The sequence below is a fragment of the Geodermatophilus sp. URMC 63 genome (genome assembly GCF_053502565.1).
Genome location: NZ_CP199956.1, coordinates 1,294,399 through 1,316,581, shown reverse-complemented (window position 1 = coordinate 1,316,581; position 22,183 = coordinate 1,294,399). Strand labels below are relative to the sequence as shown.

The following is a 22,183-nucleotide window of genomic DNA, read 5'->3' as shown; positions in this document are numbered from 1 at the left end:
CCCCGGTCATCCCTCCATTCCCGCTCGGGTTCCACGTGGAACCTGGCGTCGGGGCAGGATGGGGAGCGGGCGCGGGGATCCGCGCAGGTGACGAGGAGGACAGCCGTGCCGACCGACTTCGACCTGGTGCTCCCGGCGGCCGTCGACGTCCGCGAGGTGGGCATGCGCGACGGCCTGCAGCTGGAGGCGCCGGTTCCGCTGGAGGCCAAGCTCGCCATGCTGGAGGCGCTGGTGGCCACCGGCGTGCGCCGCATCGAGGTGACGTCGTTCGTCTCGCCGAAGGCGGTCCCGGCACTGGCCGACGCCGACCGGGTTGCCGCCGAGCTGTCCCGGTGGCCGGGCGTGCACTGGTCGGCGCTGGTGGCCAACCCCCGCGGCGCGGTCCGCGCGGTCGACGCCGGCCTGGCCGACCTCGAGCTGGTCGTCTCGGCCGCCGACGGCCACAGCCGCGCCAACGCCGGCCGCTCCACCGCCGAGGCGCTCGCCGGCGTCGGGGAGGTCGCGGCCCTCGCGCACGGGGCCGGCGGCTCGCTGGAGGTCGTCGTCGCCACGGCCTGGGACTGCCCGTTCGACGGGCGCACGCCGATCGCGCGCACCGTCGACGTCTGCCGGGCGGCGGTCACCGCCGGCGCCGACGCGCTGTGCCTCGGCGACACCATCGGGACGACGACGCCGGCGCGGGTGGTGCGGCTGCTCGACGCCGTCCGCCGGGCCTGCCCCGGGACGCCGGTGGCCGTCCACTTCCACGACACCCGCGGCACCGGGCAGGCCAATGCCCTGGCCGCCGTGCAGGCCGGCGTGACCCAGCTCGACGCCTCGATCGGCGGGCTCGGCGGGTGCCCGTTCGCACCCGGCGCCAGCGGCAACATCGCCACCGAGGAGCTCGTCTACTGGCTGGAGGAGTCCGACGTGACGTCCGGGATCGACCTCGACGCGCTGCTGGCCGCGGCGCGGGTCACCGAGCAGGCCGTGGGCCACGAGCTGCCGAGCTCGCTGTACCGGGCCGGGGGCCGCTCGGTGCCGCGCGCCGCCGCCGGGAACCCGGCGCCGGTGCCGCGCGCCGCCGCCGGGAACCCGGCGTGAGCGACGACGGGCCGCGCGAGGCGGTCGACCCGCAGGTCATGCGCGACGTCCTCGGGCACTTCGCCTCCGGCGTCACCGTGGTGACGGCGAGCACCGGCGAGGACCCGATCGGGTTCACCTGCCAGTCGTTCAGCTCCCTGTCGCTCGACCCGCCGCTGGTGGCGCTGGCGCCCGCGCGCACCTCGACCACCTGGCCCTGGCTGCGCGACATCGGCCGGTTCTGCGTCAACGTGCTCGCCGAGGACCAGTCGGGGCTCTCGGCGACCTTCGCCCGCTCGGGCACCGACAAGTTCGCCGGCGTCCCCTGGTGGTCCAGTCCGCACGGCTCGCCGGTCCTCGACGGCGTCGTCGCCTGGATCGACTGCGCGCTGTGGGCGGAGTACGACGGCGGCGACCACACGATCGTCGCCGCCCGCGTGCTCGACCTCGGCGCCGACCCGCACCGCCGGCCGCTGCTGTTCCACCGCGGCCGCTACGGCCTCGCGCACCGCAGCGGCGCCTAGGGCTCCCGCCAGGAGCCCGGCGGGTGCCCTCATCCGCCGAGCGCTAGCGTGCCCACATGGCGAGCTCCGATCGCCCCCCGGCGCTCCGGCCCGACGTCGCTCCCGCTCCGACACGTGCGGAGACGAGTACCGCGCGCGCGGCTCTCAACACCCTCAAGGGCTCCGCGGGGAACCTCGTCGAGTGGTACGACGTCTACGTCTACACGGTCTTCGCCCCGTACTTCGAGGCGCAGTTCTTCGACCCGAGCGACGAGAACTCGACGCTGTACATCTACGCCATATTCGCGGTGACCTTCGTCATGCGGCCGGTGGGGTCCTGGTTCTTCGGCCGGTACGCCGATCGTCGCGGCCGCAAGGCCGCCCTCGTGCTGAGCGTCGCGGTCATGTCGTGCGCCTCGTTCGTCGTGGCGATCATGCCCACGCGTGAGGTCATCGGGGCCTGGGCGGCGGTGATCCTCGTCCTCGCCCGGCTCGTGCAGGGATTCGCCACCGGCGGGGAGTACGGCGCGTCGGCGACGTACATGTCCGAGGCGGCGACCGCGAACCGGCGCGGGTTCCTGTCGTCCTTCCAGTACGTCACCCTCGTGGGCGGCCACGTGCTCGCGCAGCTCACGCTCCTCGTCGCGCTCAGCACCCTGGACGTCGACGCCGTCGATGCCTGGGGATGGCGGATCGGGTTCTTCATCGGGGGCATCGCCGCCCTGGTGGTGCTGTGGATCCGTCGCACGATGGACGAGACGCTGAGCGAGTCCCACCTGGAGGCCATCCGCGAGGGCAGGGACCCGCACGCCGGGTCCCTGCGGGTGTTGTTCACGACGCACTGGCGACCCCTGGTGCTCGTCTTCCTCATCACGGCGGGTGGCACGGTCGCCTTCTACACCTACAGCGTCAACGCGCCGGCCATCATCAAGTCGACCATCGGCGCCGACCGGGCCACGACGGCGACGTGGATCAACCTGCTCGGACTGATCTTCCTGATGCTCCTGCAGCCCGTCGGCGGCCTGGTCAGCGACATGGTCGGTCGCAAGCCACTCCTGGTCTTCTTCGGCGTCGGTGGCGTTCTCTACACCTACGTCCTCCTCACCTACCTGCCACAGACCACCTCACCGCTCGCGGCGTTCGCGCTGACGGCCATCGGCTACGTCATCCTCACCGGCTACACCTCGATCAACGCGATCGTCAAGGCGGAACTGTTCCCGGCCGACTTCCGCGCCCTGGGCGTGGGGATCGGTTACGCGCTCGCGAACTCCGCCTTCGGCGGTACGGCACCGCTGCTGTTCCAAGCGGCCAAGTCGGGCGGTCAGGACGACGTGTTCACCGTCTACGTCACGGTGGTGATCGGCGTGAGCCTGTTGGTCTACGTCTTCGGGCTGAAGAACAAGGGCGTCACGGTGCTCGATCGCGAGCAGGGGAGCGCCTGGGCTGCGCGTGAGCCTGCCGCCTCCCGCTGAGCAGGACCCCGAGGACCCGCTGGTCCTCGGGCTCGAGCTGGAACTCCTGTCGGTGCTGGTCGACGTGGCCGATCAGTGCTGTCGTGGCCGGTCCGGCCCGGGGCCCTGTCCGAAGCGGACGGCGATGAGCGCGACGTCGTCGCGCCCGTCGAGGGTGCCGCTGACCGCGGCGTCGCACAGCTCGCGCGGTGAGGCGTCGACCGGCGTCGCCGAGAGCCGCTCGACCAGCGCGGCGATGCCCTGGTCGAGGTCGGAGCCGGGCGTCTCGACCAGGCCGTCGGTGTAGCCGAGGACCGTCGACCCGGCCGGCAGGTCGACGGGGAGGGCGGTCCGCCGCGCGTCGACGTCGACGCCCACGAGCAGGCCGGTGACGCCGTCGACGGGCCGCACCTCCCCGTCCGGCGAGCGCAGCAGCAGCGGCGGGTGGCCGGCGTTGGCCAGCCGCGCCCGCCACGGGCCGCCGGGCTCGGCCGGGGGCACGGCGTGCAGGTAGGCCATCGTGGCCAGGGGGGCCACCTGCAGGCCCTGCACCAGCCGGTCGATCCGGGTGAGCACGGTGCTCGGGTGCGGGTCGGGGGCGTCCCAGAGGCAGGCGCGGATGAGCCCGCGCAGGTGCCCCATCGCCGCGGCGGCCACGATGTCGTGGCCCACGACGTCGCCGACCACCATCCCGACCGACCCGTCGGGCAGCTGCAGCAGGTCGTAGAAGTCCCCGCCGACGTCGGTGGCGGTCGAGGCGCTGACGTAGTGCGCGGCCGCCGTCAGCCCGGGGATGTCGGGCAGCTGCGGCAGCAGGGAGCGCTGCAGGGTGTCGGCGACCGCGTGCTCCTGCTGGTAGAGCCGCACGTTGTCCATCACCAGCGCGGCCCGCTGCGCGAGGTCCTCGACCAGGCCGACGTCCTCCGGGCTGAAGGGCCGGTGCGGCGAGGTGCGCACGAGGGTGATCGCCCCGCGGGTGCGGCGGCGCGCGACCATCGGCGCGCTGAGTGCCGACGCCGCGCCCAGCCGTCCGGCGATCTCCCGGGCCACCGGCAAGGCGATGGTGTCGTCGAGGTGGCCGGGCAGCCGCTCGACCAGCACCGTCCGCGACCCGGTGATCGCGCGCTGGCTCGGGGAGCCCCCGGGCAGCCGCAGGGCGTGCCCGGCGTCGGAGCGGCGCAGCTCGGTGCGCAGGTGCTCGCGGTCGCGGGAGACCACCTGCTGCACGTCACCGGACTCGTCGACGACGGTCACGACCACCCAGTCGGCCAGCGTCGGCACGCACAGGCTGGCCAGCCGGTCGAGCAGGTCGTCGGCGTCGAGCGTGGCGATGAGCGAGCTGGTCGCCTCGGCCATGAGCGTCAGGCGGCCCTGGGCCTCCTCGGCTCCCCGCTGGGCCTGCTCGGCGATCGCCCGGGCCTGCTCGGCCTCCTGCCGGGCGGCCTGCTCGGCGGCGAAGGCGGCCTCGCGCTCGGACTCGACCCGCACCCGCTCGGTGACGTCGGTCTGCACGCCGACGAAGCTGACCAGCTCCCCGTCCCCGTCGAAGACCGGGCTGATCGAGAGCTGGTTCCAGAAGGCGGTGCCGTCGCGGCGGTGGTTGAGCAGCGTGACGGTCACCGCCTCGCGGGCGCGCAGCGCCGTCCGGATCGCGGAGACGGCGGCCGGGTCGGTGGCCGGGCCCTGCAGGAACCGGCAGTTGCGGCCCACCGACTCCTCGTAGGAGTACCCGGTGATGCGGGTGAAGGAGGGGTTGACCCAGACCAGCGGGTCGTCCGGCTGGCGCGGGTCGGTGATCGTGAAGGCGATGTCGGTGGCGACGACGGCCCGCTCGCGCAGCGCCTGCAGCTCGGCCTCCGCGTCGCCGTGGCCGCCGACGCCCTCGACCTCGAGGAAGACGACCAGCGACAGCTGCTGGGTGCTGCCGCGCTGGGACAGCGGGAAGCCGGTGACCCACAGCAGCCGGTCGCCGCCGTCGGGGGCGGCGTCGGCGGCACGGGCCGGTGACAGGCGGACCGCCTCACCGGTGACCGGCAGCCCCTGCGCCACCAGCGACAGCGGGCCGGTGCTCCGCGCCAGGGGGGCGCCCGTGAGGTCGGTGAGCCCGACGGAGGCGCCCCAGGTGTCGATGTCGACCGGCAGGTGCACGTTGCCGGCCATCTCCACCGCGGCGGTGTTGGCGTAGGTGACCCCGGACTCCTGGTCGATGAGCAGGACGGCGACGGGGACGTCGGCGAGCACGGCCGGCAGGGTCGTCGAGGCGTGGCCGTCCTGGCGGGAGACGACGGCGCTGGCGGCGCTCACGACACCGGCCTGCCGGTCGCCGTCCCCGGCCGGGGAGGTGGCCTCGGCCACGGCCGCCCGGGTCGCGGCCGGGACGCCGTCCGCGGTGGTGGCCGGGTCGAGCAGGGAGCCGAGGAGGTCGGGAGGAGCTGTCGAGCCCCTGGGCCGCTCCGTCTCCGGTCGCACACAATGAATCTAACCGGTGTCGCAGGATCGGCGTCCGCCGCTCCGGGGACGCCACCCGCGGGGCGGTCACCCGCGCGGGTGGGCGGTGCGGCCGGTGTCGCCCAGGTGTGCGACGCGCCCGGGCGGGCACTCCCGGGAGACGATCTCGGGAGGGAGACGACATGGGACTGCTCGACCGGCTCTTCGGCCGGCGCCGCGCACCGGAGCCCCGCTACGACGGGTACGAGTCGCCGCCGCCCCCACCCGCCCGGCAGCGGGCGCCGCTGGACGACCAGCAGGCCGTCGAGCGCTACCGCTACCTGCTGCGCACCGCGCCGCCCGACCAGATCGAGCAGGCGCACGCCGAGGCCTTCTCCCAGCTCACCCAGCAGCAGCGGCAGGAGGTGCTCACCCAGCTCGCGGCCGCGGTCCCGGCGTCCGAGCGGCCCCGGGCCGACGACCCGCACACCCTCGCCCGGGTGGCCACCCGGGCCGAGCTGCGCCAACCCGGGACGCTGGAGCGGGCCTTCGGCGGCGGCTTCGGCGGCGGCGGGGGCTACGGGCCCGGCTACGGCGGCGGGTACGGGCCCGGCTACAGCGGGGGCGGCTACGGCTACGGCGGGGGCTACGGCGGGGGCTACGGCGGGGGCTACGGCGGGGGCTACGGGCCCCGCATGGGCGGCTTCGGCAGCTCCCTGGGCGGCAGCCTGCTCGGCACCGTCGGCGGCCTGGTCATCGGCACCGCGGTGGCCGACGCGCTGTTCGACACCGGCCTGGGCGACGGCGGGCTCTTCGGCGGCGGGGACGAGGAGGCCTACGCGGAGGGGTACGCCGACGGCGCCGACGGCGGGGACGGCGGCGGGGACGGCGGTGGGGACGGCGGTGGGGACTACGCCGCGGCCGACGGTGGCTACGGCGGCGACCCGAACGCCGACTTCGCCGGTGGTGCCGACAACGGCTACGGCGACGGCGGGGACTTCGGGGGCGGCGACTTCGGCGGGGACTTCGGCGGCGGCGACTTCTGACAGCGGTCTTCAGGTGGTTTGGTGGGTGGAGTAGCCGGCATGGGCGAACCAGCCAGCGGCGTCGGTGGCGGTGACCGCGGCCAGCGCCACGGCGATGGCCGCATCCAGGGCCGCGCGGGTGCGCGCGCCGGCGGCTTTCACTAAGGCCTTGATCTTGCTGAACGCCTCCTCCACCGGAGAGAAGTCCGGCGAGTAGGCGGGCAGGAACACCAGCCGGCAGCCCGCGGCCTCGACCAGCGCGCGCATCCGCTCCGGCTTGTGCGCGCCGACGTTGTCGACCACCACCACCTGCCCGGGCCGCAGCGCCGGCAGCAGCACCCGCTGCAGATAGGCGGCGAACACCGCCGCGGTCGTACCGCCCTCCACCGTCATCGCCGGGACCATTCCGGCCAGGCTCAGCCCGGTGAGCAGCGTGGTCACCGCACCCCGGTTGCGGGGCACCGCCCCGCGTGCCCGAGCACCGCGCGGCGCGCGGGCGCGGCGGCGGGTCACCCGGGGTGTGCGTGCCGCACTCATCGACGAACACCACCTGGGCCGGGTCCACCTGCTGCAGGTCGATGCGCCACTGGGCGCGCGCGGTCTCGTCGCGCTCGGTGGCGCTCAGACTTGTGACTTCAGCGGCCGGCCCGGCCGCCGCCGCCCCGCCGGGGTCAACGCCTCGGCGGGGTCATCGGCCGGCAGCGTGGTGATCGCTCGGGACATCGTCGCCAGCGACACCACCAGGCCCTCTTCGGCGGTGAAGGCCGCGGCGTGCTCGGTCAAGGTGGCATCCGCGGCCACCTGCAGCCGGGCCGGCAGCCAGGCCTGCAGCCGCTGGGTCTTCTCCGGTCTGGGTCCGTGCCGGTATGCGGTCGGCGCCAGGCTGCCGGTGTTTCGCCGGCGGGTCAGGTAACGGCCGACGGTGTTCACCGACACCCCGAAGGTCACTGCCGCCTGCTCCTGGGTCATCCCGCGATCGACTGCGGCGACGACCCGCTCACGCAGATCCATCGAGTACGCCCGCATGCCTTCAGCGGTACCCATCAAGCAATCAGCACACCGCTGTGAGGGGTGCGAGCGTCCCGGGTCGGCCCGCTCCGGTCCCTCAGCGCGACGCGGCGCGGGCGGCGCGGCGCAGCCAGAGCAGGCCGAGGACCGGGAGCACCAGCGGCACGAAGCCGTAGCCGCGGCCGTAGGCCGACCACACCGTCTCGTCGGGGAAGGCCGCGCGGTCGGCCAGAGACAGGGTGCCCACCACGAGCACGCCGACCAGTTCCACGGTGATGGCGGCCAGCGCCACCCGGCGTCCGCCGCGCGCCAGCGCCACGGTCGCCACCATGTAGACGGCCGCGGCCAGGGCGGAGAGCAGGTAGGCGACCGGCGCCTCGGAGAAGCGGGTGCCCAGCTGGACCGCCGCCCGCGCCCCGGCGGCCAGGGCGAAGACCGCGTAGACGGCGACCAGCACCCGCCCGGGCCCGGTCGCCGTCCCGCCGGGTGCCGTGCCGGCCGGCTCAGGCACCGGGGCCCTCCCACAGCTGCACCAGCCGCCAGATCATCACGGCGGTGACCAGGCCGGTCACGGCCAGCACGGTGCCCGCCCAGCGGCTGGGCTCGGTGCGCGACCAGAGCACCCCGGCCACCGGCAGCAGCACGACGCCGGCGAGGTAGCCGACGAAGGTCGCCGTCTCCGGCGGCCGCTGACCGCCGGCCAGCGCGACCGTGGCGACGACGGCCTGCACGACCAGCAGCACCTCGAGGACGGCGGCGCCGGCCAGGTGCAGCAGGCCGATCCGCCGGCGGGCGAGCGTCGAGGCCAGGCCGGCGAGCGCCACGAGGACGGCGACCGTCGTCGCGGACCAGGCGAGGGTGGCGTTCATCGCCGACCATGATCCCGCGCCTGCGGGCAGAGCCGGCGGACGCGGGGTAGTGAGGGGGGCATGACCGTCCGCGACCTCCTGGTCGACCTCTGTGCGGAGCACCTGGACGGCGTGACCGGTGACCCGGTACCGCTGCAGGCGCTGGTCCAGCTGCTCGCCGCCTGCGGGGTCGCCGAGCCCAGCACCCGGGTCGCCGTGGCCGCCCTGCGGCGCTCGGGCCGGCTGACGGCGGTGCGCCGCGGACGGGAGACGCTGTGCGCGCCGGCGGCCGGTCTGCGGGAGGCGGTCGCCGCGCAGCGGGAGCGGGTCGAGCGCCGGCTCGCGCCGTGGGACGGGCAGTGGCGGATGGTCGTCTACTCCGTCCCGGAGACCGACCGGACCGCCCGCGAGCGCGTCCGGCGGGGGCTGGCGCGGGCCGGGTTCGGCCCGCTCGCCCCGGCCACCTGGGTGTCCCCGCACTCCTCGGCCCTCGACGAGGTGCGCGCCGAGCTCGCCGGCGAGCGGACCTCCCGGCTCGACCTGCTGACCGCCTCGGTCGCCGACCCCCGGCTGACCGACCGCGAGCTGGCCGCCCGCTGCTGGGACCTCCCCCGGCTGGCCGCCGGCTGGACCCGGGTGCTCGAGCGGCTGCGGGGGGCGGGCACGCCCGACGGCCCGGCCGCGCTCGGCCTGCACCTGCGGCTGCGCGCCGAGATCCGGGCGGTGCTCGCCGGCGACCCGCTGCTGCCCGCGGCCCTGCAGCCGCCCGGCTGGCCCGCCCGCGACGTCCGCGACGCGTGGGCCGAGATCGGCGCCCGGCTGGCCGCCGCGGCCCGCGCCCACGTCGCCGACGTCCTCGGCGTCGTCGTCCCCGTGGCCCCCCGCGCCGCCGTCGCCTGAGGAAGGACCCTCCTGCCCCCCACCCCTCGCACGCTCGGGGCGGGCCCCTGCAGGAGGGCCGTTCCATCAGTCACCGGTGCACGGTGGACATGTCGGGGTAGCGGTCGCCGACCGCGGCACCGACGGGAGCGGCCTCGTCGAGGCGGCGCAGGTCGTCGTCGGTCAGCGCGACGTCGGCCGCCGCGGCGTTCTCCTCCAGCCAGCGCACCCGCTTGGTGCCCGGGATCGGGACGACGGAGGGCCCGCCGTCGCGCGAGCTCTGCGCCATCACCCAGGCCAGCGCCAGCTGCGACGCCGTCACGCCCTTCTCGTCGGCGATCTGGCGCACCCGGTCGACCAGCCGCAGGTTCTGCTCGAACGCCTCGCCCTGGAACCGCGGGTTGTTGCGGCGGAAGTCGTCGGGCGCGAGGTCCTCGACGCTGCGGATCTGCCCCGACAGGAAGCCGCGGCCGATCGGCGAGTAGGCGACGAACCCGATGCCGAGCTCCGCGCACGTCGCCAGGACGCCGTTCTCCTCGGGGTCGCGGCTCCACAGCGAGTACTCGGTCTGCACCGCGGCGACGGGCTGGACGGCGTGCGCGCGGCGGATGGTCTCCGGCGCGGCCTCGGAGATGCCGGTGAACCGGACCTTGCCGGCCTCGACCAGCTCGCGGAGGGCGCCCCAGGTGTCCTCGACGGGGACCTTCGTGTCCACCCGGTGCTGGTAGTAGAGATCGATGACGTCGACGCCGAGGCGCTGCAGCGAGGCGTCGCACGCCTGCCGCACGTAGTCGGGCCTCCCGTTGACGCCCCGGGAGGAGCCGTCCTCGCCGCGCTCGTTGCCGAACTTGGTGGCCAGCACCACCTCCTCGCGGCGCCCGGCGATCGCCGTGCCGACCAGCCGCTCGTTGGTGAACGGGCCGTACATGTCGGCGGTGTCGAGGAAGGTGACGCCGAGGTCGAGCGCGCGGTGGATGGTGCGCTCGGCCTCCGCCTGGTCGCCGGTGCCGTAGAACTCGCTCATCCCCATGCAGCCCAGCCCCATGGCCGGGACGGACAGCGGGCCCAGTGTGCGTGTCTGCATGCCGCCGCTCCTGCCCCGGGCCCGTCGTGCCCAACCGGCCGGCGGTGCCCGGCCGGCGGTGCCCGGCCGGCGGTGCCCGGCCGATTAGCGGCCTCCCACTCGCCGGACCGGGCAGACCACCGGCGTCCCCGACGCCGGGTCGCGCAGCACGGCCGCCTCCACGCCGTAGAGCTCGCGCACCAGGCCGGCGGTGACGACGTCGGCCGGCGGGCCCTCGGCGACGACCCGGCCCGCGCGCATCGCCACCAGGTGGTCGGCGTGCCGGCAGGCGGTGGACAGGTCGTGCAGGACCAGGACGACGGTGCGCCCCTGCGCGGCGAGGTCGTGCACGAGGTCCAGGACCTCGAGCTGGTGGCCGAGGTCGAGGGCGGAGGTCGGCTCGTCGAGCAGCACCACCGCCGTCTCCTGGGCCACCACCATCGCGATCCAGGCCCGTTGCCGCTGGCCGCCGGAGAGGGTGTCCAGCGGCCGGTCGGCGAGGTCGAGCAGGTCGGCGGCGGCGAGTGCCCGGTGCACCGCGGCGGCGTCCCCGGGTGACCACTGCCGCAGCAGCCCCTGGTGCGGGTGCCGGCCGTAGCGGACCAGGTCGCGGACGGTCAGCCCGTCGGGCGCCTCGGCCTGCTGCGGCAGCAGCCCGATCCGTCGGGCGGCGTCCCGCGGGCGCAGTGTCGCGAGGTCCCGCCCGTCGAGCAGCACCGCGCCGCCCTGCGGGCCGTGCACGCGGGCCAGCGCCCCGAGCAGGGTGGACTTGCCGCAGCCGTTGGGTCCGACGATCGCCGTCACCCGGCCCGGCGGGAGCCGCAGGTCCAGGGCGTGGACGACGCGGGTGCCGTCGTAGCCGAGGTCCAGGCGCTCGGTGGCCAGGTCGGCGGTCTCGACCGCGGGTTCGGCGCCCGGTGCCTCCAGCAGGCTCACGGCATCCTCCTCGTGCGGGTGGTCAGCAGCAGCCACAGCAGGTAGGGCCCTCCGACGACGGCGGTGACCAGGCCCGCGGGCAGCTCCAGCGGCGCGGCCACCGTGCGCCCGAGCAGGTCGGCCAGCAGCACCACCAGCGCGCCGGCCAGCGCCGTGCCGACCACCGGCACCCCCCGCGGCCCCGCCACCCGGCGGGCGATCTCCGGCGCCAGCAGCGCGACCAGCCCGAGCGGGCCGGCGGTGGCCACGGCCAGCCCGGCGGTGACGACCGCGGTGGCGATCACGGCCAGCCGGATCCGGCCCACCCGGGAGCCGAGCCCGATCACCACGGGGTCGGCCAGCCGCAGCAGCCGCAGCCGGCGGCCGAGCACGACCGCCACCGGCAGCGCCACGGCCAGCGCGACGGCGAGCACGGTCACCGAGGTGGCCGACCGGCTGTTGAGGCTGCCGATGGTCCAGGGGAACGCCGCGTTGGCGTCGTCGATCGCGGCGCGGGCGAGCATGAGCTGGGTGAGGGCGCCCAGGGCGGCCCCCACGCCGAGCCCGACGACGAGGAAGCGGTACCCGCGGGAGCCCGCCCCGCCGGCCAGCCCGATCGTCAGCGCCGCCGCGGTGGCCGAGCCGACGAGCGCGAAGGCCGAGGGCGTGACGCTCGTCGACACCGCGACCACGCTGGCCACCGCGAACGCGGTCGCGCCGTCGTCGAGGCCGACGGTGTCGGGGGTGGCCAGCCGGTTGCGGGCCAGGGTCTGCAGCAGCACGCCGGCGGTGCCGAGGGCGGCTCCCACGGCCAGCCCGGCCGCGACCCGGGGCAGCCGCAGCTGCTGCACCAGCAGCACGTCGCGGGCCTCGCCGATCCCGAGCACCGCCGGCAGGGTGCGGCCCACCGGCACCGACGCGGTGCCGGTGGCCAGGGCCGCGGCCGCCGTGACGAGCACCAGGACCGCGAGTCCGGCCGCGGCGAGGAACGCGCGACGGTCGACCAGCAGCGAGCGTCCGCCGGCGGCGAGCAGCCAGGTCCCCGGCGGCGCGGCACGGGGGACGGGTGCGGCGACGGTGCGGGCGGGGGCCGCGGTCACAGCGCCGGCATCCGGGTCGAGCGGACGACGGCCACCAGCACCGGCGCGCCGACGAGCGCCGTCACCACGCCCAGCGGCATCTCGTACGGGCGCACCAGGAGCCGCGAGGCGACGTCGGCGACGAGCACGACGGCCGGTCCCAGCAGGACCGCCACGGCCAGCACCCGCCGCAGGTCCGGGCCGACCAGGGCGCGGGCCAGGAACGGCACGACCAGCCCGACGAAGGCGATCGGCCCGGCGGCGGCGACCGCTCCCCCGACCAGCAGCGCGACCGCCGTCATGGCGACCCCGCGGCTGCGTGCCGGGCGGTGCCCGAGGCCCCGGGCCACCGTGTCCCCCAGGGCCAGGGCCGATAGCGGCCGGGCGGCCAGCAGCGCCAGCAGCAGGCCCGCGGCCAGCACCGGGCCCACCTGGGTCAGCGTGCCGAGGTCGCGGCCGGCCACCGAGCCGACGGTCCAGAAGCGCACCTCGTCGGCGGTCCGCTGGTCGAGCACCAGCAGGACGGACGTGGCCGCGCCGAGCAGCCCCGACAGCGCCGCACCGGCCAGCACCAGCCGCACCGGGTCGTCACCGGTGCCGCGCAGCCGGGCGGCCCCGAGCGCGAGCAGGCACCCCGCCCCGGCACCGGCGACGGCGACCCACGGGCCCAGGGCCGCCGCACTGGCGCCGGACGCGATCACCAGCACGACGGCGAAGGAGGCCCCCGCGCTCACGCCGAGCAGGCCCGGCTCGGCCAGCGGGTTGCGGGCGGCGGTCTGCAGGACGGCGCCGGCGACCCCGAGGGCGGTGCCGACCGCGACGGCGACCAGGGTCCGGGGCACCCGCAGCTGCAGGACGGCGAAGGACGCGTCGCCGTCGCCCGTGCCGGCCAGCACGGCCAGGGCCCGGGCGGGCCCGACCTCGCCCGCGCCGACCAGCAGGCTGGCCAGGGCCGCGAGACCGAGTGCCGCTGCGGCGGGCAGCACTCCGCGCAGCACGAGCCGGTGGTCCACGGCGCTCCTCCCTCGCCCCACCTGTGCGGAGCCGTACTTAGGGCAGGCTAACCTACAGCCCGGTGCCGACCGACGGTGCCTCCAAACCGGAGAGGAACCCCCCGTGACCCACCCGCCCGTGGCCCGCCGGAGCCCGGCCCTGCCGACCGCGGCGATGGCCGCCGCCGCCCTCGTCCTCTCCGCCTGCGGCGGCGAGTCCTCCGCGTCGTCCCCGTCGTCCTCGTCGTCGGGAGCGGCGGACGCCGCCGTCGGCACCGCCTTCGGCGACGTGACCGTGCCGGCGGACCCCGAGCGGGTGGTCACCCTGGCGGAGTCCGCCCTGGACGTGTCCCTCGCCGTGGGGGTCACCCCGGTCGGCACGACGGCCAGCCGGGGCGGTGACTCCGCGCCGGCCTACCTCGGGGACGCGGCCGCCGGCATCCCGATCGTCGCCACGGTGAACGAGCCGAACCTGGAGGCGATCCTCGAGGCGCAGCCCGACGTCATCCTCGCCTCGGCGGGCATGGCGCAGGACCGGTACGACGCGCTGACCGCCATCGCGCCCACCGTGGTGCCCGAGGCGAGCACCGGCGGCGACTGGCAGGCCCCGCTGCGCACCTACGCCGAGGCCCTGGGTGCCGACGACGAGCTGACCACCGCGCTCGACGACGTCACCGGCCGCGCCGAGGCGCTGGCCGAGGCGGGCTCGCTCGAGGGCAGCGCCGCCGTCCTGCGCTGGATGGCCACCGGCCCGGTGCTCATGAACTCCGCGCTCATGCCCGGCTCGCTGCTGCAGACCGCCGGCGCCACCCCGGTGGAGGCGGCCGACCTCGGCACCCGGCCGCACAGCGACCCGCTGTCGCTGGAGAACCTGACCCAGGTCGACGCCGGCCGGCTCTTCCTCGCCGCCTTCGGGGCCGACGGCACCGGCGCGCTCGAGACCGCCCGCTCGCAGCCGGCCTTCACCCAGCTCGCCGCCGTGCAGAACGGCACGACCACCGAGGTCGACGGCTCGGTGTGGAGCAGCGCCTCCGGCCCGATCGCGGCCGACCTCGTCATGGACGACATCGAGGCCGCCGTCTCCTGAGCCGCCGCCGGGGTCCCGGGGCGCGCTCCCTGGGACGCCGGCCGGGCCGCGGCGAGGTGCCGGCCGGGCCGGGTGCGGCCTACGCCCAGCGGGCCAGCGCCGTGCTGGTCCCCGGTGCCACGACGGTGAACCCCGCGTCGACGATCTCGACGGGGGCCGCCGACCGCAGCCGCGACCACCGCGGGACGGGCGGGTGCTCCACGACCACCGGGAAGCCGGCGCCCGTCCAGGCGGCCAGTCGCTCCGCCGGCATCCGCGCGGCGGTCAGCTGGGCGGCGTGCCCGCAGGCCGCGGCGGCCTTGCCCAGCGGCAGGAACGGCTCGGGGCAGAGCGACACCACGACCGGGCCGCCCGGCACCGGGTCGACCGCCGGGCGCGCGTCCGGGTCGTCGAGCTCGCTGCCGGACAGCTGCAGCCTCGCGACCTCCGGGGGGATTTGGTCGGTCGCGGTCGGCACGAGCGCGCGGACCTCGGCGCCGGCCACCTCCGCGGTGACGCCGGGCAGCGCCAGCACCCGCTCCCAGGCCACTCCCCGGGCCCGCCGGCAGTGCTTGCGGATGCGCCCGTCGGTCCACCGCCGGACCGGTGCGGCCCACTCGCCGCCGGGCCGCGCCCGGTCGTCGGCGAGCAACCGGACGACCGCGACGGCCGCGGCCTCGCAGACGGCGGTCCGGGTCGGCGGCGCGCCCCTCTCGACGCGCGCGACCAACTGCAGGGCCCAGGGGGCCTGTCCCTCCGGGTCGGCGTGCACACCTCCACCCTGCCGGACGCCGGCCCCGGCTCCGGCCCGTTCCACGTGGAACCGGACCCTGGCAGCCACCGTGGAACCGGGCCGTGTGACGTCCGTGTGACGAATCCTGCGAGGCGTCGCGTGAGCCGCCCCCGTGGGGTTGGATCAAACCCATGTGCGGCCTCTCCGGCGAGATCAGGTTCGACGGCTCCCTGGCCGACACCACCGCGGTGGCGCGGATGGTCGAGGCGCTGGTCCCTCGCGGGCCGGACGGCGAGGGCCACTGGAGCTCCGGCCGGGTGGCGTTCGGCCACCGCCGGCTGTCGGTGATCGACCTCTCCGCCAGCGGCTCGCAGCCGATGGTCGACAGCGAGCTCGGCCTCGAGGCGGTCTTCAACGGCTGCATCTACGACTACCAGGAGCTGCGCGCCGAGCTCGAGGGCCACGGCTACCGCTTCTTCTCCACCAGCGACACCGAGGTCCTGCTCAAGGGCTACCACCACTGGGGCGTCGACTTCGTCGACCACCTGCACGGGATGTTCGTCGTCGTCATCCACGAGCGCGACACCGGCCGCGTCGTCATGGCCCGCGACCGGCTGGGCATCAAGCCGCTGTACCTGTCCGAGACGCCGGGCCGGCTGCGGTTCGCCTCCTCGCTGCCGGCCCTGCTGCGCGCCGGCGACGTCGACACCTCCATCGACCCGGTCGCGCTGCACCACTACCTGACCTGGCACGCCGTCGTCCCGGCGCCGCGCACGCTGCTCAACGGCGTCCGCAAGCTGCCGCCGGCCACCGTCCGCGTGATCGAGGCCGACGGCACGAGCACCGAGCGCCGCTACTGGGAGCCCACCTACGAGCGGCGCCCCGAGCAGGCCGGCTGGTCGGCCCGCGACTGGGAGGACGCGATCGAGGAGGCGCTGCGGGTCGCCGTCCGCCGTCGCCTCGTCTCCGACATCCCCGTGGGCGTGCTGCTCTCCGGCGGCCTGGACTCCAGCCTCATCGTGGGGCTGCTCGCCCAGGAGGGGCAGACCGGGCTGGCCACCTACTCGATCGGCTTCGAGACCGTCGGCGGGCACGCGGGCGACGAGTTCCGCTACTCCGACGTGATCGCCGAGCGCTTCGGGACCGACCACCACCGCATCCGGGTGTCCTCCGACGAGCTGGCCGCCGCGCTCGGCCACGCCATCGGCGCGATGGCCGAGCCGATGGTCAGCCACGACGTCGTCGCCTTCGACCTGCTCTCGGAGCGGGTGAGCCAGTCGATCCGCGTCGTGCAGTCCGGTCAGGGCGCCGACGAGGTGTTCGCCGGCTACCACTGGTACCCCCCGCTGGCCGACGTCGACCGCGAGGAGGCCGTCGAGCGCTACGCGAAGGCGTTCTTCGACCGCGGGGCGCAGGACATGCGGGCGCTGGTCGGCGAGCGCTACGCCCTCGACGGCGACCCCAGCCTCGACTTCGTCCGCGACCACATGTCCCGGCCCGGCGCGGAGACCGCCGTGGACGCCGCGCTGCGCCTCGACAGCGAGGTCATGCTGGTCGACGACCCGGTCAAGCGGGTGGACAACATGTCCATGGCCTGGGGCCTGGAGGCCCGGGTGCCCTTCCTCGACCACGACCTGGTCGAGCTCGCCGCCCGGTGCCCGCCGGAGCTCAAGCTCGCCGACGGCGGCAAGGGCGCGCTCAAGGCGATCGGCCGCCGGATCATCCCGCCAGAGGTCATCGACCGGCCCAAGGGCTACTTCCCGGTGCCGGCGATCACCCACCTCGAGGGCAAGGTGCTCGGCCTGGTGAAGGACGCGCTCTCCAGCGAGGCGGCGCGCGAGCGGGCGCTGTTCCGGCCCGAGTACGTGGACCGGCTGTTCGCGGACCCCAACGGGGAGCTCACCCCGCTGCGCGGCAACAAGCTGTGGCAGCTCGGGCTGCTGGAGCTGTGGCTGCAGAACCACGGGGTCTGAGGAGGGCGCCCCGTGGTACCGCCCCGGCTCGCCGGACTGCGCCGCCGCCCCCCGTCGGCGTCGCCGACGCCCGACCTGACCCGGCGCAGCTGGCAGAAGCCCTCCGAGCACCAGCTGGAGGGGATGGACACCGACGTCGTGCTCGACCTGGCGTGGGGCCGGCTGGTCTTCGGCCAGACCTTCGCCGAGATGCGGCACATCCTCGACGCGCTCCGGGCGGAGGGGGCCGGCCAGCGCGACATCTGCATCTACGCGCGCGACCCGCACGTGCTCGTCGGCCTGGCCCCCGACGAGCTGTTCATCGACCCCTCCTACACCTACCGGCTCGACCTCTACCGCTACCGCTCCCGGCCCGAGCTGATCCGCGGCGTCTTCGTCCGCACGGTGACCGCGCTGGACGACATGGTGGTCATCAACGAGATTTACGCCCGCAACGGCATGGTCACCGGCGACCCGGAGACCATGTGGGCCAACCACCGCACCCGCAGCTTCACCTACCTGGTCGCCGAGGACACCCGCACCGGCCGGGTGGTCGGCACGGTCACCGGCGTCGACCACGTCCTCGCCTACGGCGACCCGGAGGGCGGCACCAGCCTGTGGTGCCTGGCCGTCGACGCGCAGAGCGCCCCGGCCGGCACCGGGGAGGCGCTGGTGCGGGTGCTGGCCGAGCGCTACGTCGGCCGCGGCCGCTCCTACGTCGACCTCTCGGTCATGCACGACAACAGCGGGGCGATCGCGCTCTACCGCAAGCTCGGCTTCGTGCGCGCCCCGGTGCTGTGCGTCAAGCGGAAGAACCCGATCAACACGCCGCTGTTCGCCGCCCGCCCGCCGGGTCTGGACGAGCTCAACCCCTACGCGCGGATCGTCGCCGACGAGGCGCTGCGCCGCGGCATCCGCGTGGAGGTGACCGACGCGGAGTTCGGCGAGCTGCGGCTCTCCCTCGGGGGCCGGCGGGTGCTCACCCGCGAGTCGCTCTCGGAGTTCACCACCGCCGTGGCGATGAGCCGCTGCGACGACAAGCGGGTGACCCGGCGCATCGTGGCCGACGCCGGCGTCGCCGTGCCCCGCGGCGCCACCGTGCCCGAGGACGACCTCGCCCCGGCGCGGGACCTGCTGGCCGAGTGCGGCGAGCTGGTGGTCAAGCCCGCCCGCGGCGAGCAGGGCAAGGGCATCACCGTCGGCATCACGACCGGGGAGGAACTCGAGCGCGCGGTGGCGGCTGCGCGGCTGTTCTGCCCCGACGTGCTCGTCGAGGAGCTCGTGGCCGGCGAGGACCTGCGCGTGGTGGTCATCGACCACGAGGTCGTTGCGGCCGCGGTGCGCCGCCCGGCCGAGGTGGTCGGCGACGGCCGCCGCACGGTCACCCAGCTGGTCCGCGAGACCAGCCGGCGGCGCGAGCGGGCGACCGGCGGGGAGTCGCGGATCCCGCTGGACGACGTCACGACCGACGTCGTCCGGGCGGCCGGTCACGCCATGGACGACGTCCTGGCCGACGGCGAGCGACTGCGCGTGCGGCGGACGGCGAACCTGCACACCGGCGGCACCATCGAGGACGTCACCGACCGGCTGCACCCGGCGATCGGGCAGGCCGCGGTGCGGGCCAGCCGGGCGATCGGCATCCCGGTCACCGGCATCGACTTCCTGGTGCCCGACGTCACCGGCCCCGACGCGGTGTTCGTCGAGGCCAACGAGCGGCCCGGGCTGGCCAACCACGAGCCGCAGCCGACCGCGGCCCGCTTCGTCGACCTGCTCTTCCCCGAGACCCGCCGCCGCTGACGGGGCCGGGCGATGATCAGGGAACCTGATCGTCGCGTGTCCTCCCCGACCGTGCACGGTGAGGGAGGACGCGCCGCGGTGAGGGAGGACGCACCGGGTCCGGGGTGGACGGGCCGGCCGGCCGGACGACGAGGTCGAGGGGGGCGCCGTGGCGTACGTGCTGGCGGCGGTGGGCGGAGCGCTGGGCGCGCTGGTGCGCTGGGCGGTCGCCGAGGCCCTCCCCCACCCGGACGACGGGTGGCCCTGGGCGACGCTGCTGGTGAACCTGACCGGCTGCCTGCTGATGGGCGTCCTCCTGGCCGTGCTCGGCGGGCGGGACCGCGAGCCGGCGTGGGCGCGGCCGTTGCTCGGCGTGGGGGTGCTGGGCGGCTACACCACGTTCTCCGCGTTCGGGGTGGAGGTCGTCGAGCTCGTCGACGCCGGCCGGGCCGTCCTCGCCGTGGGCTACGTGCTGGCCTCGGTCCTCGGTGGCGCGCTGGCCGTGGCCGCCGGCGTCCGGCTGGTCCGGGACCAGGAACTGTGACCCCTCTCCTGGTCGCGGCCGGTGCCCTGGCCGGGGCCCCGCTGCGGCTGCTCGTCCTCCGGCTGGTCCACCGGTCCGGCCGCGACCCGGCGCTGGGCACGCTGGCCGTGAACGTGGCCGGCAGCGCCGTCCTGGGCGTGCTCGCCGGCCTGTCGGGGGTGCCGGCGGCGGTCCTCGCCCTGGTCGGCACCGGCTTCTGCGGCACGCTGACGACCTTCTCGACCTTCGGTGCCGACGTCGTCCGGCTGGTGGAGGAGCACGCCGTCGGCCGGGCCCTCCGCTACGTGGCCGCGAGCCTCGTGCTGGGGCTCGGTGCGGCGGCTGCGGGCTGGCTCGCGGTCGCCGCCTGACGGTGCCGGTCGGCTCAGGCCGCCGGCACCGGCTCGGTGGCCACGAGCTCCGCGACCGGCCGGGCGGGGCTGTGCAGCCAGCCCTGCACCAGCGGGCAAGTGGCGGGGGGCTCCGCGTCGCCGGGAGTCATCCTCGGGGGTGAGCGGAGCGGCCCCGGTCGCCGGGCCCGGCAGGACCGCCGCCCCCGGGAGCGCGGACGGGACCGGGTCACTAGGGTCGGGGCGTATGACCGGTGCTGACGCGGGAGACGGACGGGCGGACAGTCCGGTCGTCGTCGTGGCCAACCGGCTGCCGGTCGACCAGGTGGTCGAGCCGGACGGGACGACGCGCTACCAGCGCAGCCCCGGCGGCCTGGTGACCGCCCTGGAGCCCTTCGTGGCCGGCCGCGGCGGCGCGTGGGTGGGCTGGTCGGGCTCGGCCGGCGAGGCACCGGAGCCCTTCGAGTCCGGCGGGATGTCGCTGATCCCCGTGCCGCTCTCGGAGGAGGAGGTCGACCGCTACTACGAGGGCATGTCGAACGCCTCGCTGTGGCCGCTGTACCACGACGTCGTCGAGAAGCCCGAGTACCACCGCACCTGGTGGGACACCTACGTGCAGGTCAACAAGCGCTTCGCCGACCGCACCGCGGAGGTCGCCGGCGAGGGCGCGATCGTCTGGGTGCACGACTACCAGCTGCAGCTGGTGCCGGCGATGCTGCGCCAGCGCCGCCCCGACCTCACGATCGGCTTCTTCCTGCACATCCCGTTCCCGCCCTACGAGCTGTTCACCCAACTGCCCTGGCGCTCGGCGATCGTCGAGGGGCTGCTCGGCGCCGACCTGGTCGGCTTCCAGCGCCCGAGCGCGGCGGTCAACTTCGTGCAGCTCGCCCGCCGGCTGCACGAGCTGCCCACCCGCGGGATCACGATCGCGTACGACGGCCGCACGGTGACCGCGCGGGCGTTCCCCATCTCCATCGACGTGGCCGCGTTCGACGAGCTGGCGAGCTCGCCGGAGGTGCTCAAGCGGGCCGGGGAGATCCGCGCCGAGCTCGGCAACCCGGAGAAGATCGTCCTGGGCGTCGACCGGCTGGACTACACCAAGGGCATCAGCGTCCGGATCAACGCCTTCCAGGAGCTGCTCGAGGACGGCGCGATCGAGGCGCCGCAGACGGTCCTGGTGCAGGTGGCCACACCCAGCCGCGAGCGGGTGGAGCACTACGTCCACATGCGCGAGACCATCGAGCAGCAGGTCGGGCACATCAACGGCGTCCACGGGGCCATCGGCGCCCCGGCCGTGCACTACTTCAACCAGTCGATGCCGCGCGAGGAGCTCGCCGCCCTCTACCGCGCCGCCGACGTCATGCTCGTGACGCCCTACCGCGACGGCATGAACCTGGTGGCCAAGGAGTACGTGGCCGCCCGCGGCGACCTCGGCGGGGCGCTGGTCCTCTCGGAGTTCGCCGGGGCCGCCGCCGAGCTCAAGCAGGCGTTCCTGGTCAACCCGCACGACATCGCCGGCGTGAAGAACCAGCTGCTGCGGGCGCTGCGGCTCGACCCCAAGGAGGGCGCCCGCCGCATGCGGGCGATGCGCCGGCACCTGGCCCGGCACGACCTCGACCACTGGGCGACGTCGTTCTTCGACGCGCTGCGCGCCCAGGCGTGAGCAGCGGCGTGCCCGAGGACCTCGGGACGGCGCTGACGGCGCTGGCCGGCCGCCGTCCCCTGCTGGTCGCCTCCGACTACGACGGCGTCCTCGCCCCACTGACCGACGACCCCTCCGCGGCGGTCCCCTCCCCCGGGGTCGCCGAGGGGCTGGCGCGGGTCGCGGCGGCCGGCGGCGTCACCGTGGCGCTGGTCAGCGGGCGCGGCGTCGCCGACCTCCGGGCGGTCAGCGGCCTCACCGGCCCCTACCGCTGGGTGGGCAGCCACGGCGCCGAGTACGACGGGCCGCTGGCCGACGAGCTCGCCGGCCGCCGCGACGCCCTCGCCGAGCGGCTGGCTCCCCTGGTCGTCGCCGTCCCGGGTGCGCGGCTGGAGGTCAAGCCGGCCAGCGTGGCCGTGCACGTGCGGCAGGTCGCCGACCCCGCCGCGGCCGCCGCGCTGCTGGCGCACGCCCGCGCGGCGGTGGATCCGTCACTGACGGTGAAACCGGGCAAGGCGGTGCTCGAGGTCGCCGTCACCGACGCGGACAAGGGCAGTGCCGTCGGCCGGCTGCGCGGCGAGCTCGGCGCGGCCGCGGTCGTCTACCTCGGGGACGACGTCACCGACGAGGACGTGTTCCGCACGCTCGGCCCGGACGACGTCGGCATCAAGGTCGGCGACGGCGAGACGGCGGCCGGGTACCGGGTCGCCGACCCCGGTGCCGTGCTCGGCGTCCTCCGGCTGCTCGGCGACCTGCTCGCCTGACCCGTCGCGCGGCGCGTCGCCGCCGCGGCCGGGGTCGCCGTCGCCCCCTCGGGCGCTCACCGTCCCGTGCGGCGTCGACACGGCGACGGGGGACCCGCCCGCCACCAGCACCGATGCGCCGCCGC

General features: G+C 75.9%; 22 protein-coding genes. 12 read left to right on the top strand and 10 right to left on the bottom strand.

What is annotated here, in order from left to right:
* Positions 1 to 105: 105 nt before the first annotated feature.
* From ACWIZO_RS06405 to ACWIZO_RS06395, 3 genes are read left to right on the top strand one after another with little or no spacing between them, the layout of a single operon-like run.
* Complete coding sequence (locus tag ACWIZO_RS06405) at positions 106 to 1,083, top strand: hydroxymethylglutaryl-CoA lyase (RefSeq protein WP_448641669.1); 978 nt, start codon at positions 106 to 108, stop codon at positions 1,081 to 1,083.
* On the top strand, positions 1,080 to 1,586 hold the full coding sequence (locus ACWIZO_RS06400; protein WP_448641668.1) for a flavin reductase family protein: 507 nt from the start codon (positions 1,080 to 1,082) through the stop codon (positions 1,584 to 1,586). The genes ACWIZO_RS06405 and ACWIZO_RS06400 overlap by 4 nt, the downstream gene beginning before the upstream one ends.
* Positions 1,587 to 1,642: 56 nt before the next feature.
* Positions 1,643 to 3,037: an MFS transporter gene (locus ACWIZO_RS06395; protein WP_448641667.1), complete on the top strand. Its 1,395-nt coding sequence runs from the start codon at positions 1,643 to 1,645 to the stop codon at positions 3,035 to 3,037.
* A gap of 72 nt (positions 3,038 to 3,109) precedes the next feature.
* On the opposite strand, the gene ACWIZO_RS06390 is transcribed toward ACWIZO_RS06395, so the two are convergent.
* Positions 3,110 to 5,485 (bottom strand): SpoIIE family protein phosphatase, encoded by a 2,376-nt coding sequence (locus ACWIZO_RS06390; RefSeq protein WP_448641666.1) that lies wholly within the window; start codon positions 5,483 to 5,485, stop codon positions 3,110 to 3,112.
* 161 nt (positions 5,486 to 5,646) lie between these two features.
* Here ACWIZO_RS06390 and ACWIZO_RS06385 point away from each other — a divergent pair, with 161 nt between their 5' ends.
* Positions 5,647 to 6,489: a hypothetical protein gene (locus ACWIZO_RS06385; RefSeq protein WP_448641665.1), complete on the top strand. Its 843-nt coding sequence runs from the start codon at positions 5,647 to 5,649 to the stop codon at positions 6,487 to 6,489.
* Positions 6,490 to 6,498: 9 nt separating this feature from the next.
* Here ACWIZO_RS06385 and ACWIZO_RS06380 read toward each other — a convergent pair whose 3' ends face one another.
* The 4 genes from ACWIZO_RS06380 to ACWIZO_RS06365 form a co-directional block, all read right to left on the bottom strand.
* Entirely contained in the window at positions 6,499 to 7,005 is a 507-nt protein-coding gene (locus tag ACWIZO_RS06380; protein ID WP_448641664.1) for a transposase, read from the bottom strand.
* 84 nt (positions 7,006 to 7,089) lie between these two features.
* Positions 7,090 to 7,494, bottom strand: coding sequence for an IS630 transposase-related protein (locus ACWIZO_RS06375; RefSeq protein WP_448641663.1), 405 nt, complete (start codon positions 7,492 to 7,494; stop codon positions 7,090 to 7,092).
* Between the two features lie 79 nt (positions 7,495 to 7,573).
* Positions 7,574 to 7,987 carry a hypothetical protein gene (locus tag ACWIZO_RS06370; RefSeq protein WP_448641662.1) on the bottom strand — a complete coding sequence of 138 codons (414 nt, stop codon included), beginning with the start codon at positions 7,985 to 7,987 and terminating at the stop codon, positions 7,574 to 7,576.
* Positions 7,980 to 8,345, bottom strand: coding sequence for a hypothetical protein (locus tag ACWIZO_RS06365; protein ID WP_448641661.1), 366 nt, complete (start codon positions 8,343 to 8,345; stop codon positions 7,980 to 7,982). Before ACWIZO_RS06365 ends, ACWIZO_RS06370 begins: the two co-directional genes overlap by 8 nt.
* A gap of 60 nt (positions 8,346 to 8,405) precedes the next feature.
* On the opposite strand from ACWIZO_RS06365, the gene ACWIZO_RS06360 reads away from it, so the two are divergent.
* Positions 8,406 to 9,224 (top strand): PaaX family transcriptional regulator C-terminal domain-containing protein, encoded by an 819-nt coding sequence (locus ACWIZO_RS06360; RefSeq protein WP_448641660.1) that lies wholly within the window; start codon positions 8,406 to 8,408, stop codon positions 9,222 to 9,224.
* A gap of 70 nt (positions 9,225 to 9,294) precedes the next feature.
* Here the strand turns inward: ACWIZO_RS06360 and ACWIZO_RS06355 are convergent, their stop codons facing one another.
* The 4 genes from ACWIZO_RS06355 to ACWIZO_RS06340 form a co-directional block, all read right to left on the bottom strand.
* Complete coding sequence (locus ACWIZO_RS06355) at positions 9,295 to 10,287, bottom strand: aldo/keto reductase (RefSeq protein WP_448641659.1); 993 nt, start codon at positions 10,285 to 10,287, stop codon at positions 9,295 to 9,297.
* 84 nt (positions 10,288 to 10,371) lie between these two features.
* Positions 10,372 to 11,202 carry an ABC transporter ATP-binding protein gene (locus ACWIZO_RS06350; protein WP_448641658.1) on the bottom strand — a complete coding sequence of 277 codons (831 nt, stop codon included), beginning with the start codon at positions 11,200 to 11,202 and terminating at the stop codon, positions 10,372 to 10,374.
* Positions 11,199 to 12,281, bottom strand: coding sequence for a FecCD family ABC transporter permease (locus ACWIZO_RS06345; protein ID WP_448641657.1), 1,083 nt, complete (start codon positions 12,279 to 12,281; stop codon positions 11,199 to 11,201). The genes ACWIZO_RS06350 and ACWIZO_RS06345 overlap by 4 nt, the downstream gene beginning before the upstream one ends.
* Positions 12,278 to 13,273 carry a FecCD family ABC transporter permease gene (locus tag ACWIZO_RS06340; protein WP_448641656.1) on the bottom strand — a complete coding sequence of 332 codons (996 nt, stop codon included), beginning with the start codon at positions 13,271 to 13,273 and terminating at the stop codon, positions 12,278 to 12,280. The genes ACWIZO_RS06345 and ACWIZO_RS06340 overlap by 4 nt, the downstream gene beginning before the upstream one ends.
* 103 nt (positions 13,274 to 13,376) lie before the next feature.
* Here ACWIZO_RS06340 and ACWIZO_RS06335 point away from each other — a divergent pair, with 103 nt between their 5' ends.
* Entirely contained in the window at positions 13,377 to 14,339 is a 963-nt protein-coding gene (locus ACWIZO_RS06335; RefSeq protein WP_448641655.1) for an ABC transporter substrate-binding protein, read from the top strand.
* Between the two features lie 79 nt (positions 14,340 to 14,418).
* On the opposite strand, the gene ACWIZO_RS06330 is transcribed toward ACWIZO_RS06335, so the two are convergent.
* Positions 14,419 to 15,090 carry a hypothetical protein gene (locus ACWIZO_RS06330; protein ID WP_448641654.1) on the bottom strand — a complete coding sequence of 224 codons (672 nt, stop codon included), beginning with the start codon at positions 15,088 to 15,090 and terminating at the stop codon, positions 14,419 to 14,421.
* 152 nt (positions 15,091 to 15,242) lie between these two features.
* On the opposite strand from ACWIZO_RS06330, the gene ACWIZO_RS06325 reads away from it, so the two are divergent.
* The 6 genes from ACWIZO_RS06325 to otsB all read left to right on the top strand — a co-directional run bounded on the left by ACWIZO_RS06325 (position 15,243) and on the right by otsB (position 22,058).
* On the top strand, positions 15,243 to 17,024 hold the full coding sequence (locus tag ACWIZO_RS06325) for an N-acetylglutaminylglutamine amidotransferase (RefSeq protein WP_448641653.1): 1,782 nt from the start codon (positions 15,243 to 15,245) through the stop codon (positions 17,022 to 17,024).
* A 12-nt stretch (positions 17,025 to 17,036) separates the two neighbouring features.
* Positions 17,037 to 18,800 carry an N-acetylglutaminylglutamine synthetase gene (ngg, locus tag ACWIZO_RS06320; protein ID WP_448641652.1) on the top strand — a complete coding sequence of 588 codons (1,764 nt, stop codon included), beginning with the start codon at positions 17,037 to 17,039 and terminating at the stop codon, positions 18,798 to 18,800.
* A 148-nt stretch (positions 18,801 to 18,948) separates the two neighbouring features.
* Positions 18,949 to 19,323, top strand: coding sequence for a fluoride efflux transporter CrcB (gene crcB, locus ACWIZO_RS06315; RefSeq protein ID WP_448641651.1), 375 nt, complete (start codon positions 18,949 to 18,951; stop codon positions 19,321 to 19,323).
* On the top strand, positions 19,320 to 19,673 hold the full coding sequence (locus tag ACWIZO_RS06310; protein WP_448641650.1) for a fluoride efflux transporter FluC: 354 nt from the start codon (positions 19,320 to 19,322) through the stop codon (positions 19,671 to 19,673). Before crcB ends, ACWIZO_RS06310 begins: the two co-directional genes overlap by 4 nt.
* A 226-nt stretch (positions 19,674 to 19,899) precedes the next feature.
* Positions 19,900 to 21,315 carry an alpha,alpha-trehalose-phosphate synthase (UDP-forming) gene (locus ACWIZO_RS06305; RefSeq protein WP_448641649.1) on the top strand — a complete coding sequence of 472 codons (1,416 nt, stop codon included), beginning with the start codon at positions 19,900 to 19,902 and terminating at the stop codon, positions 21,313 to 21,315.
* A complete protein-coding gene (gene otsB, locus ACWIZO_RS06300) occupies positions 21,312 to 22,058 on the top strand; it encodes a trehalose-phosphatase (protein WP_448641648.1) in 747 nt (248 codons plus the stop codon). The genes ACWIZO_RS06305 and otsB overlap by 4 nt, the downstream gene beginning before the upstream one ends.
* Positions 22,059 to 22,183 lie beyond the last annotated feature (125 nt).

Coding starts and splice junctions, on each gene's coding strand:
- ACWIZO_RS06395 (WP_448641667.1), top strand. CDS start 1,643: ATGGCGAGCTCCGATCGCCCCCCGGCGCTCCGGCCCGACGTCGCTCCC.
- ACWIZO_RS06385 (WP_448641665.1), top strand. CDS start 5,647: ATGGGACTGCTCGACCGGCTCTTCGGCCGGCGCCGCGCACCGGAGCCC.
- ACWIZO_RS06380 (WP_448641664.1), bottom strand. CDS start 7,005: ATGAGTGCGGCACGCACACCCCGGGTGACCCGCCGCCGCGCCCGCGCG.
- ACWIZO_RS06375 (WP_448641663.1), bottom strand. CDS start 7,494: ATGCGGGCGTACTCGATGGATCTGCGTGAGCGGGTCGTCGCCGCAGTC.
- ACWIZO_RS06365 (WP_448641661.1), bottom strand. CDS start 8,345: ATGAACGCCACCCTCGCCTGGTCCGCGACGACGGTCGCCGTCCTCGTG.
- ACWIZO_RS06360 (WP_448641660.1), top strand. CDS start 8,406: ATGACCGTCCGCGACCTCCTGGTCGACCTCTGTGCGGAGCACCTGGAC.
- ACWIZO_RS06355 (WP_448641659.1), bottom strand. CDS start 10,287: ATGCAGACACGCACACTGGGCCCGCTGTCCGTCCCGGCCATGGGGCTG.
- ACWIZO_RS06325 (WP_448641653.1), top strand. CDS start 15,243: ATGTGCGGCCTCTCCGGCGAGATCAGGTTCGACGGCTCCCTGGCCGAC.
- ACWIZO_RS06305 (WP_448641649.1), top strand. CDS start 19,900: ATGACCGGTGCTGACGCGGGAGACGGACGGGCGGACAGTCCGGTCGTC.